Genomic DNA, 12852 nt, shown 5'->3' on the forward strand with positions numbered 1-12852 from the left:
AAGGCTTCCTCCTAAAAGAAAGCCTTGAATCACGTTCAATCTGATTTGAGAATCCCAAGAGTCCACACGGCCTAGGGGTTGTTAGCCGACACGAGGTTAAGCTGCTGTGATGTATAGGACTTTTTGGTGAGCGCGGTGGGACTCGAACCCACGACCCCATGATTAAAAGTCACGTGCTCTACCGCCTGAGCTACGCGCTCACTTCCTGGAGCGTGACGACGCTCGAAGCCGTCATCCCGTTCCAGCTCTTGTGTGACCATGATCCGCCGGAAACCGACTCCCGCTTTTCCGGATCATGCTCCAGCCCGCGCTGTGTAGGGGGCGGGGGCCGATGGGTCAATAGCGCAAAGCACGGCAGATGTACGATCGTCGGGCCCGGGATTCCCTTGGGATAGCTGGTGGTTAGCGCCGCTCCTTCAAGTCCGGCCGCGAAATCAATCCACGGCCGGATAGCGCCTCAGTTCGTGTCGCGGCGGATTTCGGAGGCGGCCTGCTGGGAAGGAGCGGCGATCGTGGGCATGGCGACCGGGCGCAGACCGATCAGTTCCGCGGTGCGGATGGCGCTGTTGCGCCAGAACGAGAATGAGTTGATGCGCGAATTCTCCAGGATCGCGATCGCGACCGCGGCGAGGAACGGCAGGCTCTGCAGCACCAGCACGCCGGCGAAAATGTAGATCTCGTGGACCTGCTTGAAGCCGTTCGTGGCGATGAGGACGGCGGCGCCGACCAAGAGGAGGACGCCGATCACCGCTTCCCAGAACGCCTGGAATTCGATCGACATCCGCGACAGCCCGCCCTTGGAGGTGCGGGCGAACGCCAGGTGCTCGGTGATCAGTCCCTGCGCCACGGCGCGCGACACCGTCCATTGCACGCTCATCGCCGCGATCATGGCGCCCAGCATCTGGCCGGCCTTCACCTTTACCCGCATCCGGTACAGCGCCACGAAATGCACGAGCGAGACGACGAAGGAGGCGATGATCGGCAGCGTCAGAATCTTGTCGGGGATGGCGATGTCGGCAAAGGCGACGATCGGCACCCAGATCAGGTTGAGGATTGCGACCAGCACGCCGAGGCTTTCGGCGCCCAGCCAGTTCAGCCAGCCCAGCGAAAATTCGCGGCGCTGGTCGGGCGAGAGCCGGCTCGCGCCGGGCAGGAAACGCCGCCAGTGCTTTTTCACGATCTGGAAGCCGCCATAGGCCCAGCGGTGCCGCTGCTTCTTGAAGGCCTCGTAGGTGTCGGGCAACAGGCCTTCGCCGTAGCGCTGGTTGGTGTAATGCGTCAGCCAGCCGCGCTCGATGATGGCAAGCCCGAGATCGGTGTCCTCGCAGATGGTGTCGCTTGACCAGCCGCCGGCCATGTCCATCGCGGCGCGGCGGATCAAGCACATCGTGCCGTGCACGATGATGGCGTTGTGCTCGTTGCGCTGGACCATGCCGATGTCAAAGAAGCCGGCATATTCGCCGTTCATGATGTAGTGCATCAGCGAGCGGTCGCCGTCGCGATGCTCCTGCGGCGCCTGCACCAAGCCGACCCGCGGGTCGGCGAAGACGGGCACGAGGTCCTTCAGCCAGTCGGGATGCACGACATAGTCGGCATCGATGATGCCGATGATCTCGGCGTCTGCCGCGGTGCGGTCCATGGCGATGCGCAGGGCGCCGGCCTTGAAGCCCTGGACCTTCTCGGCATTGATGAACTTGAAGCGCTCGCCGAGCGCGCGGCAATGATCCTGGATCGGCTGCCAGAACGCGGGATCTGGCGTGTTGTTGATGATGCAGACGCATTCGAAATTGGGGTAGTCGAGCCGCAACACGGCATCGAGCGTCTGTTTCAGCATCTCCACCGGCTCAAAATAGGCGGGGATGTGGATCGAAACCTTGGGGAAGGTGACCTGCTCGCCAATCGTGGCGGGCGCAACGGCTGCGCTCTTCTGGATCAGCCGGTGGGGGCCGCGGCCGAAGGCAACATCGGCGATCTCCTCGATCCGCGCCATCGCGATCAGGATCAGCGGGACGAGAAGGATCAGGCCGAGCGTCATCGCGAATGCCGAGCCGAACACGAAATAGTGCCCGGCCCAATAGGCGAAGACGGTCGCAACCCAGGCGCCGACGCCGTTGGCAGCAGCCGAGAGCATCAAAGCCTGCATCACCGTCGGACGTTCCAGGCGCAGGATCGGCAGCGACACCAGGATGCCGACGAGGAGGGCGAGCAGCGCGAGCTTCCAGTAGTTCTCGTTGACGATCGGCCCAGTCCAGGCGAATTTCGGCTCGCGGGACGCATTCAGGATGCCCCAATACGGGCCGACGCCGCCTTCGAAGAATTTCCAGGGCTGATCGATCGCCTCGACAATGTTGTAATCCATGCCGATGGCTTCGGCGCGGGTGACGAAATTGCGCAGCACCGAGGCCTGCTCGAACGGACCGGGCTCGGCGTTCCGGAGATTGTAGCCCGCGCTTGGCCAGCCGAATTCGGCGATCACGATGCGCTTGCCCGGGAACTGGTCGCGCAGGAGCTGGAACATCGCGACCGCTTGGTCGACGGCCTGCTGTGCGGTGAAGTTCTCCCAGTAGGGCAGGACGTGGGCGGCGATGAAATCGACGGAATTGGCGAGCTGCGGATTGTCGCGCCAGATGTTCCAGATTTCGCCAGTGGTGACGGGGACATTGACCGATTTCTTGACGCGCTTGATCATCTCGATCAGGTCGTCGATCTTTTGCTCGCCGCGGTAGATCACCTCGTTGCCGACGACGACGCCGATCACGTTGCTGTTGCGCCGGGCGAGGTTGATCGCGGCGTCGATCTCGCGCTCGTTGCGCTCGGAGTTCTTGTCGATCCAGGCGCCGACCATGACCTTCAAGCCGAATTCGGCGGCGATCGGCGGAACCAGTTCAACGCCGCCCGTCGACGAGTACAGGCGGATCGCGCGCGTCATCGTCGACAGCTTCTTTAGGTCGGCGCGAATCTTCTCGGCCTGGGGGATATTGTCGACGTCAGGATGCGCGCTGCCAGCGAACGGCGCATAGGAGACGCTCGGCAGCATGCCGCGGAAATCAGGAGCCTGCTGTTTCTCCTGGAGAAGGCCCCACAGCGCGGCATGCACAGCGGTAACAAGCAACAGAACGGCGGCGACAGCGCGCATCGCGGCTAAACCATACGGGGCCTGCTATGAAGGAGAAAGCGAACCCGTCCCCTAGGTTCGACCGACATGGCGGTAAACTGCAAGATAATCCTGCCACGCGATTCCACAACTGATATGACCGCATGGCGTTTTGAGGGCGCCACGCAGCTCAAATGACGGAAGTCGCGATCGTTCCAAAGTCGAAGGCGGTTATTTCGCAGCCGGCGACGGCGAGGCGGACGGCGCAGGAGAAGGTGAGGCGGCGGGCGCCGGCGCGGCGTTGCCAGCCGTGGCGGGCGACGCTTGCGGGGCGGGCGCTGCCGCCGCGGCGGCCGCGGCCGCCGGTGGCTGGGCGCCGGGGTTGATCCAGCAAGCATGGATGCGGCCGTCGAGGCTGCGCGGCACCTTGTCGTCGATGGTAGCGCCGAACCGGGTTAGGCATCGGAAGGTCGCCTGCACATGACCACCGGGGCAGCCGAAGCGGTCGTAAAGGTCGAGGTGACGGAAGGCGGTATCGAGGTCGTCAAGCCACATCAGCCGCACCACGCGCCGGCCGAGCCAGACGCATTCCGGGTTTCCGGCCGGGCCGTTGATCGCCTGCGTGGCTTCGACGAATTCGTCGGTCTTACGCTGGTTGTCCTTGGTGGCGTCGGACGGAGCGTTTCCCTGCTTCGACTGTTCCTGCGGATTCGGCGTGCCGCTTTGGGAGAAAGCGGCTCCGGTACCGATCAGAAGCGCGAGGCCGGCAGTGGCGAAATGGCGCAAGACCGCGATTTTGAACTGAAGCACCCGTCCACCCATACCTTCCCCGATCGATTTCCCGCCCAACAAATCATCCCAAACGGCCATGGCGTAATGCCGTCCAAATAGGTCTCCAGTGCGGCGGAGACGCTGGCGGAATCCCATGACCGGTATTTCAGATTTTGTCCAGCAAAGTCACAACTTTATCGCACCAGCGCAAAACTGTCGCAGGACAACCTTGGTATTGCCCGACTCGTGCTCTTGGCAGACGGTGCCTGACCGGTTAATCGACGGTCCCCGGAGGATGGAACTGATTTCTCTTCGTACGCCACTGGCGCTTCTCCTGATATCGCTGGGTATGATTGCGGCCGTGTGGTGGTGGCTCGCCACGCCGATTACGTTGTCGCGCGCGCCGATCGATCCCAATGCAAAGCTGCAATGCGTCTCCTATGCGCCGTTCCGCGACACCCAGACGCCGCTGATCCGCACCACGCACATTCCGGCCGAGCAGATCGAGCAGGATCTGACTGATCTCGCCAAGGTCACCGAGTGCGTGCGCACTTATTCGATCGAGAACGGGCTCGACCAGGTACCGGGTATCGCGGCGAAGGTCGGGCTGAAGGTCATCCAGGGCATCTGGCTCGGCAGCGACCGGATCAAGAACCAGACGCAGATTGCGGTCGCGGTCGGGCTCGCCAAACAATATCCGGGCGTGATCACGGCGCTGGTGGTCGGTAATGAAGTGCTGCTGCGCGGGGAAATGACGACCGCGGATCTCGCCGCCTATGTCCGCGCGGTCAAGGCGCAGGTCCAGGTGCCCGTGACCTATGCCGATGTCTGGGAATTCTGGCTGCGCAACCGCGAGGTCTATGACGCCGTCGATTTCGTCACCATTCACATCCTTCCTTACTGGGAAGACATGCCGGTGCGGGCGAAATTCGCCGCCGCCCATGTCGATGCCATCCGCAAGCGGATGGCTGTGGCGTTCCCGAACAAGGAGATCCTGATCGGCGAGACCGGCTGGCCGAGCATGGGCAGGATGCGCGAGGGCGCGCTGCCGTCGCGCACCAACCAGGCGCGGATCGTCTCGGAAATCCTCGATCTCGCCAAGCGCGAGGGTTTCCGCGTCAACTTGATCGAGGCCTATGACCAGCCCTGGAAGCGCCTGCTCGAGGGTACGGTCGGCGGCTATTGGGGCCTGTTCGACTCCGTCAACCGTGTGGTGAAGTACCCGCCTGGCGTCGCCATCAGCAATTACCCGCTTTGGAAATGGTACATGGGCGCTGGCCTTGGGCTGGGCTTCGTCACCTTCCTCGTGGCTTGGCTGGCGGTCCGGCGGCGGCCATGGGCGCCGCGGATCATGTCCTGGATCGCGGTCGGCATCTCCTCAACCAGCGCCGGGATCCTGCTCGGGGTTGCCATCGACAAGATGATCTATGAGAGCTACGGGACCGGCGGCTGGGTGCAGTGGGGAACGCTGCTTGCGGCGGCCGTCTTTGCGCCGATCCTGTCGGCTCACGCGCTGATGGCGGGGAAGTCGCTGCCGACCTTCCTCGAACTGCTCGGGCCGCGCCAGTACCGGCACGGCACCTTGCTCACAGCGCTGCTCGGCCTTTCGCTGATCGTGACGACCGTGATCGGGGCGGAAACAGCGCTCGGGTTCACTTTCGACCCGCGCTACAAGGACTTTCCGTTCGCCTCGCTCACCATGGCTGTGGTGCCGTTTGCGCTGCTGATGCTGCTCAACCGGCCGCAGGAGGGCGTAAGGCCGATCGCGGAGGCCGTGTTTGCCGGCCTTCTGCTGGTCGCGGCCGGCTATACCTTCCTGAACGAGGGGACCGACAACTGGCAGTCGGTCTGGACCTGCGCGATGTATGTGTTGCTGGCGCTTACGCTGTGGCGGGCGCGGGTCGGGCAAAGCCCAAAATGAGCAGGCCGATCGCGATCCCCGACAGCGCGACATTGTAGAGCACGATCCCGAACCCCGCCGCGATCAGCCCGCCGGTCATCAGGACGATCGACGGCCGCAGCACGTGCAGGGTCGCGATGACGAGCGCGACGATGCCGAACACGGAATTCCGGAACAGGCTCGTCGCCAGCACCCGCATCTTGCAGTTCATGGTCTGCAGGCCCGCATCGCAGGCGAGCGCGACGGTTGAGAATTCGATCACGAGATAGCGCAGGTAAAGCGCGTAACCGACGGCGAGGAAACCGACGATCAGCAGAAATTGCACCTGATAGGGTGTGAGGCGGAACGGAGGCTTTGTCATCGCGCGAATATGGTCGGGAAAGAGGATCAGGACAAGCCGCTTCAGGCGGCGTGAAAGCGAGTGAAAATGTCGCCGCAATGTCTTGCGGTCACGCCATTATTGCTCCTTGCGACCGAACATCGAGGTGATCGCCGAGACCGCGGAAGGTGGCTCCGGCTTCTTCGGCGGCTCCTCGACCACCACCGGAGCTGCCGCCGCTCGTTTCGGTGCTGCGTGCCGGCGTGGTGCGGGTTTGTTGGGAGTTGTCGTGGCCGGCGGCGGCTCGTCCTTGAGCGTCAGGCGCTGACCGTCGAAAACAGCGGTTTCGCAAGCGCGGCCGTTCTCGGCGAGCACCGCGCAAATCTTCGCCGCGGCGCCGGCATCGCGCAGCGGGCCGGCAACGAGGCGAAGCTGCATGCCGAGCCCGTTGGCGCCCTCCTTGATGACGATGATCGGGCGCAAATTGAACAACGGCGCGTTCGAGCGCGATTTCAACAGGCCTCGCCACAGCGCGCGCAGCCCCGGCACCGAATTGGCGGTGCCGAGATCGACGCCGAATTCGGTATGCTGCACCTCGGCTTTCGGCGCGCTAGCGTCCTCTTTCGCTTTCTCCGCGTCACCGGCGGCAGGCGCCGCGGCGACCACCTCGGGCATGGGGCTGGCGGTGACCGTGGCAGCGGGCTTGGCCGGCTCGACTGGCTTGCTCGCGGCAGGATCGGGCGGTCCGATCATCGACTTTGCGGCGACGAGTGGCATCGCGGGCAATGACGCTGCCGGGGTGCCGGCCGGGTCCGAATTGCTGGCTGGCACAGGGGCGGCAGGCGCTGTGTTGGCAGCAACGACCGGCGGTTTCTCCACGGGCGGCTTCTCGCTCGCAGCGGCCGGCGGCTTGTCCGAAGCCAGCACCGGGGGCTTTTCGGCGGCCGGTTTCTCGGGCGCGGCTGGAGCGGGTGTCGTTGCCGCGACTGGGGCCACGACCGGGGCGGGGGCCGAGGCAGGCTGCGCTGCCGGCTCTTGCACCCACGCTGGATATGGCGAGGGGGCGGGCTGTGGCGCGGCCGCCGTGCTCTGCTTTGTGATCGCGCCGGTAACCGAATCCAGTCCTTGCTCAAGCACGGTGACGCGGGCGTAGAGCCGGTCGCGGTCGGAGTTGAGCGTCTCGATCGCGGACGCAAGCCGCCGCGCTTCGTTCTGGCTCTCCTTCGTGAGCATCTGGATCTGCTGCGTCTGCCGCGCCACCTCGGCGCCGGCAACCTGGTCGCGCCGCCACCCGAGCGAGGACTGGTTGGCGAGGACCGCGAGCGTGACCGCGCCGACCGCGGCAAAACCCCAGGAGCCGAGGCGCCACAGCGTGCGGCGGTCGAATTCGTCTTCCTCGGCAAGCAGGCCTGTGAACAAACCGCCGGTGCTTTCCGCGCCGAGATCGCCTGCCAGATTGTCAGGATCTTTGGCCAAAACCCCTTTGGCCCTCCTCAAGGCCCGCCGAATCACGCCGCAAAGATTAACAGGAAATGCGCCGGGAACCTGAATCCGGGCTGTCACGGGAGGCGGATAGGTTTCTTCTCCCGGGGAAACCAATTAAGACGGCTGGGCGCGATTGGTGGCGATCGGCGCACGGTATTTGAGGGCTTTTGATGACTGCTCGATCCAGCCTGACGGTGGTGCTCGCGGCCGGCGAGGGCACGCGGATGCGATCCTCGCTGCCGAAGGTCCTGCATCCCGTCGCCGGCCAGTCGCTGCTGTCCCATGTGTTGCGTGCCGCGCCGAATGGCGAAGGCGCTTCGCTGGCGGTGGTGGTCGGGCCGGACCATGAAGCGGTCGCGGATGAAACGCGGCGGATCCGTTCCGATGCCAGCACCTTCGTGCAGCGCGAGCGGCTCGGCACCGCCCATGCGGTGCTGGCGGCGCGCGAGGCGATCGCTGATGGAGCCGACGATCTCCTGATCGCCTTTGGCGACACGCCGCTGATCTCGGCGGAAACCTTCGAGCGACTGCGTGCGCCGCTGAAGAATGGCGCCGCGCTCGCGGTCCTCGGCTTCCGCGCCGCCGATCCCACCGGCTACGGACGGCTGGTGGTCGAGAACGGCAAGCTCGTTGCGATCCGCGAACAGGCCGACGCCAGCGCCGAGGAGCGCAAGATCACGCTGTGCAATGCCGGCGTGATGGCGTTCGACGGGCGCAAGGCGCTCGGCATCCTCGATGAGATCGGCAATGCCAACGCCAAGGGCGAATATTACCTGACCGATGCCGTCGCCATCGTACGTGAAAAGGGATTGGAGGCCGTCGTGATCGAGACCAGCGAAGACGAAGTGCGCGGCATCAACACCAAGGCGCAGCTTGCCGAAGCCGAAGCCGTGATGCAGGCGCGATTGCGCAAGGCTGCGATGGAGGCCGGCGTGACGCTGATCGCGCCGGAGACCGTCTATCTCGCCGCCGACACCAAATTCGGCCGTGACGTCACCATCGAGCCCTTCGTGGTGATCGGCCCCGGCGTGACCATCGGCGACGGCGCGGTGATCCACTCCTTCTCGCATATCGTCGAGGCCACGATCGGCAAGAAGGTCTCGATCGGTCCTTATGCGCGGCTGCGGCCCGGCACCTCGCTCGGCGACGGCTCGCGGATCGGCAATTTCGTGGAGACCAAGGCCGCAATCCTGGAGGAGGGCGTCAAGGTCAACCATCTCTCCTATGTCGGCGACGCCCGTGTCGGCGCCAATTCCAACCTCGGTGCCGGCACCATCACCTGCAATTATGACGGCTTCCTCAAGCACAAGACTCTGATCGGCAAGGGCGCCTTCATCGGCACCAATTCCTCGCTGGTCGCGCCCGTGAAGATCGGCGCCGGCGCCTATATCGGCTCGGGCTCCGTCATCACCAGGGACGTGCCCGACGATGCGATGGCTGTCGAACGCAGCCCGCAATCCGTCCGCGAAGGCGGCGCCGCGCGCTATCGCGAGATCAAGATGAAAGCGAAGGCCGCGAAGGGAAGCTGACGCCGTAGTCAGTAGGATGGGTAGAGCGCAGCGAAACCCATCGCGATGGAGCAAGCCGCGCGAGTGATGGGTTTCGCTGCGCTCCACCCATCCTTACGATGTCGTCCCGTCCTTCGTCAGGACGACGCTGTCATTCCGGGGCGCGCGTAGCGCGAGCCCGGAATCCATTTCTCCGCTTGCGCCTGTGGCCTGATGGATTCCGGGCTCGTCCTTCGGACGCCCCGGAATGACGGCGGCGAACGGGAGGGGCAGGTTGGATATGTCCTTAACTCACCCGTTAATCTTCCCTTTAACACTGTCTCAATCCGCAATAATTATTGAGTTTGTTGGTGCCCGCGTTTCCCGTTAAGGGAGCGTGTCGTCGGTTTGGCAAATTTTCGGCGATTTGGGGATTTTGATCCGCATGTGCGGCATTATCGGCATTCTCGGACGGACACCGGTTGCGGAGCAACTGGTCGATTCGCTCAAGCGACTCGAATACCGCGGCTACGATTCCGCTGGCGTCGCCACGTTGGAGGGCGACCATCTGGTGCGGCGGCGCGCGGAAGGAAAATTGAAGAACCTGGAAGCGCGGTTGCGCGCCGAGCCGCTCGATGGCCACACCGGCATCGGGCATACGCGCTGGGCGACGCATGGCCGGCCGACCGAGGGCAACGCGCATCCGCATGCGACGGACAATGTCGCTGTTGTCCACAACGGCATCATCGAGAATTTTCGCGAGTTGCGCCAGGAGCTCGAGAAGCAGGGCGCGAAATTCTCCAGCGAAACCGACACCGAGGTCGTCGCCCATCTCGTCAACTCCTACCTCCTGAAGGGCAGTTCGCCGCAGGAGGCGGTGAAGGCGTCGCTGCCGCAGCTCCGCGGCGCGTTCGCGCTGGCGTTCCTGTTCAACGGCCACAATGACCTCATGATCGGCGCCCGCAAGGGCTCGCCGCTCGCGGTCGGGCATGGCGACGGCGAAATGTATCTGGGATCGGACGCGATCGCGCTGGCGCCGTTCACCGATACGATCAGCTATCTCGAGGACGGCGACTGGGTGGTGCTGTCGCGTGAAGTCGGCGTGATCTATGACGAGCATGGCGCGGTCGCCAACCGCGAGGTGCTGAAATCCGGCGCATCGGCATTCCTGGTCGACAAGGCCAACTACCGCCACTTCATGGCCAAGGAAATCCACGAGCAGCCGGAAGTGGTCGGCCACACGCTCGCCCGCTATATCGACATGGCGACCGAGCGGGTCACATTGCCGGTCAAGCTGCCGTTCGATTTCAAAGATATCCAGCGCGTCTCGATCACCGCCTGCGGCACCGCAAATTATGCGGGCTATGTCGGGAAATACTGGCTGGAGCGGTTCTCGCGCCTGCCGGTCGAGATCGATATCGCGTCCGAATTCCGCTACCGCGAGGCGCCTTTGCGGAAAGGCGATCTTGCGATCTTCATCTCGCAATCCGGCGAGACTGCCGACACGCTGGCCGCGTTGCGTTACGCGAAGGAGCAGGGCGCGCATACGGTTTCGGTGGTGAACGTGCCGACCTCTACGATCGCGCGCGAGAGCGAGACCGTGCTGCAAACGCTGGCGGGCCCCGAGATCGGCGTCGCCTCGACCAAGGCCTTCACCTGCCAGCTCATGGTGCTGGCATCGCTCGCGGTCGCCGCCGGCAAGGCGCGCGGCGAACTGTCTGACGCGGACGAGGCCAGGCTCGTGCACGGCCTCGTCGAGGTTCCCCGATTGATCGCGGCGGCGCTCACCACGGAGCCGCAGATCGAGAAGCTCGCGCGCGAGATCTCCAAGTCGCGCGATGTGCTCTATCTCGGACGCGGCACCAGCTATCCGCTCGCGCTCGAGGGCGCGCTGAAGCTGAAGGAAATCTCCTACATCCACGCCGAGGGCTATGCCGCCGGCGAGCTCAAGCACGGGCCGATCGCGCTGATCGACGAGAACATGCCGGTCGTGGTGATCGCGCCTTTCGACAAGGTGTTCGAGAAGACCGTCTCCAACATGCAGGAAGTGGCAGCCCGCGGCGGCAACATCATCCTGATGACCGACGCCAAGGGGGCGGCGGAGGCGACCGTCGATTCCCTGGTCACGATTGTGCTACCGGACATGGCGGCGGCCTTTACGCCGATAGTCTATGCCGTTCCGGTGCAACTCCTCGCCTATCATACCGCAGTGGTCATGGGCACGGACGTCGACCAGCCGCGCAACCTCGCGAAGTCGGTTACGGTCGAATAGTCGCAACCGCCCGGATTACGTTGGCCCTTCAAAAACCTGCTAGGATGGCTTAGCTGGGAGATTCTGGCTGCGCCTTGCGACCTGGAACCATAATGAACCCCGACAATTCGCCTCCAATCCTGCCTCCGGAACACCCCTCGCCAGACGGCCCACGCGGCCTGATGGCGCGCTTCCGCAACTATTTCCTGACCGGGCTGATCGTCACGGGGCCGGTGGCGATCACCCTCTATCTCACCTGGTGGTTCGTGACCTGGGTCGACGGCCTGGTCCGACCGTTTGTGCCTTCGGCCTATCGTCCTGAAACCTACCTGCCATTCGGTGTGCCCGGTTCCGGACTGGTCGTCGCGGTGATCGCGCTGACGCTGCTCGGCTTCCTCACCGCGAACCTGATCGGGCGGACGCTGGTCGATCTCGGCGAGCGGCTGCTCGGGCGGATTCCCGCGGTGCGCGCGATCTATCGCGGCCTCAAGCAGGTGTTCGAGACGCTGTTCTCGGGCAACGGATCCAGCTTCCGCCGCGTCGGCCTGGTCGAATTTCCCTCGCCGGGCATGTGGTCGATCGTCCTGATCTCGCAGTCGCCGAGCGCGAACATCGCCGCGAGCCTGCCGGGCGAGGAGGAGCACATTTCGGTGTTCCTGCCATGCTCGCCGAACCCGACCACCGGATTTTTCTTCTACGTGCCGAAGAGCAAGATCATCGAGGTCGAGCTGAGCGCCGAGGACGCCGCGACATTGATCATGTCCGCCGGCGTCGTGCAGCCGGGCAACGGCGATGCAAAGCGCATGGCCGCGCTCGCCGGTGTGGCCAACGCCGCCCGCATCGCCAACTCCGCCTCCGCGCTGCAGCCGAAGCCCGCGCCTGCGAAGGTAGAATAATCTCGCAGCGGTTGCTGTCATTTGATCGTCACGCTGCAGCGGATTCGCCGTGTTAGCCTGTGACAGGAACTGCTTGCTGCGCAGGGGAGCGCGAGCCATTCCGGTGTCAACCGGATACCGCCTGTTCGGTGGCCCGGATTGCACCGACAATTTATTCTTGAAAGCCCGGGTTTTCTTGCCGGGCGTCGGGTGCGATATCGATGCAGGGTTGTGGATGGCGTTTTGCCTGTCGCTCATTGCGGACGAAGCTGGTTGTTCTCGCCGGGGTGATGTTGCTGCTCGCCTCGATGGCGATCCGGACCGCAAGCGCTGATGATATGAAGCGAAAGACCGGCGACGCCTTCTTCAAGGGCCACCGTCTCGTGACCTTCATCAACGACATGACGCGTCAGGCGACCATCGAGCTCGACGACCGCGAGATCCTTGCGAAGGAGGACGTTGCCGAGATCGGCAAGATCAACACCTACGACCTCGATGGTTCGGTGCTTTACATGCTCCACCTCAAGACGAGATCGGGATGCGGCTCCAATGTCATCGTCCACGCGATGTTGACCGGCGATTCCGGCAAGAACCAGTGAAATGGACCCGCGGAGCGGGACCGCTTGAACCGGTTTGTTAGTTGGAAACTGACCGCTCCTGATCCCTTTCT

10 protein-coding genes and 1 tRNA gene are annotated in these 12852 nt (G+C 64.0%); 6 read left to right on the forward strand and 5 right to left on the reverse strand.

What is annotated here, in order from left to right:
* Positions 1-124: 124 nt before the first annotated feature.
* From AAFX91_RS31240 to AAFX91_RS31250, 3 genes are all read right to left on the reverse strand, one after another.
* Positions 125-200 (reverse strand) — tRNA-Lys (locus tag AAFX91_RS31240).
* Positions 201-457: 257 nt separating this feature from the next.
* Positions 458-3136 (reverse strand): glycosyltransferase, encoded by a 2679-nt coding sequence (locus AAFX91_RS31245; RefSeq protein WP_394569173.1) that lies wholly within the window; start codon positions 3134-3136, stop codon positions 458-460.
* Positions 3137-3325: 189 nt separating this feature from the next.
* On the reverse strand, positions 3326-3916 hold the full coding sequence (locus tag AAFX91_RS31250) for a beta-1-3, beta-1-6-glucan biosynthesis protein (RefSeq protein ID WP_282527156.1): 591 nt from the start codon (positions 3914-3916) through the stop codon (positions 3326-3328).
* Between the two features lie 244 nt (positions 3917-4160).
* Between AAFX91_RS31250 and AAFX91_RS31255 the strand changes: the two genes are divergently transcribed.
* Complete coding sequence (locus tag AAFX91_RS31255; RefSeq protein WP_394569174.1) at positions 4161-5786, forward strand: beta-(1-6) glucans synthase; 1626 nt, start codon at positions 4161-4163, stop codon at positions 5784-5786.
* Here the strand turns inward: AAFX91_RS31255 and AAFX91_RS31260 are convergent.
* Together AAFX91_RS31260 and AAFX91_RS31265 are read right to left on the reverse strand one after the other, a co-directional pair.
* Complete coding sequence (locus tag AAFX91_RS31260; protein WP_130584095.1) at positions 5746-6126, reverse strand: hypothetical protein; 381 nt, start codon at positions 6124-6126, stop codon at positions 5746-5748. The two genes, AAFX91_RS31255 and AAFX91_RS31260, sit on opposite strands and share 41 nt — an antisense overlap.
* A 96-nt stretch (positions 6127-6222) precedes the next feature.
* Positions 6223-7560, reverse strand: a complete 1338-nt coding sequence (locus tag AAFX91_RS31265; RefSeq protein WP_394569175.1) for a hypothetical protein — start codon at positions 7558-7560, stop codon at positions 6223-6225.
* A gap of 179 nt (positions 7561-7739) precedes the next feature.
* Here AAFX91_RS31265 and glmU point away from each other — a divergent pair, with 179 nt between their 5' ends.
* The 5 genes from glmU (at position 7740) to AAFX91_RS31290 (ending at position 12781) form a co-directional block, all read left to right on the forward strand.
* Entirely contained in the window at positions 7740-9098 is a 1359-nt protein-coding gene (gene glmU / locus AAFX91_RS31270; RefSeq protein WP_394569176.1) for a bifunctional UDP-N-acetylglucosamine diphosphorylase/glucosamine-1-phosphate N-acetyltransferase GlmU, read from the forward strand.
* Between the two features lie 403 nt (positions 9099-9501).
* Positions 9502-11328, forward strand: a complete 1827-nt coding sequence (gene glmS, locus AAFX91_RS31275; RefSeq protein ID WP_394569177.1) for a glutamine--fructose-6-phosphate transaminase (isomerizing) — start codon at positions 9502-9504, stop codon at positions 11326-11328.
* A gap of 92 nt (positions 11329-11420) precedes the next feature.
* Entirely contained in the window at positions 11421-12203 is a 783-nt protein-coding gene (locus AAFX91_RS31280) for a DUF502 domain-containing protein (protein WP_394569178.1), read from the forward strand.
* A gap of 103 nt (positions 12204-12306) precedes the next feature.
* Entirely contained in the window at positions 12307-12516 is a 210-nt protein-coding gene (locus AAFX91_RS31285; RefSeq protein ID WP_394569179.1) for a hypothetical protein, read from the forward strand.
* Between the two features lie 4 nt (positions 12517-12520).
* Positions 12521-12781, forward strand: a complete 261-nt coding sequence (locus tag AAFX91_RS31290) for a hypothetical protein (RefSeq protein ID WP_394569180.1) — start codon at positions 12521-12523, stop codon at positions 12779-12781.
* The last annotated feature ends 71 nt before the right edge of the window (positions 12782-12852 follow it).

This window comes from Bradyrhizobium sp. 31Argb, from assembly GCF_043638955.1.
Taxonomy (GTDB): domain Bacteria; phylum Pseudomonadota; class Alphaproteobacteria; order Rhizobiales; family Xanthobacteraceae; genus Bradyrhizobium.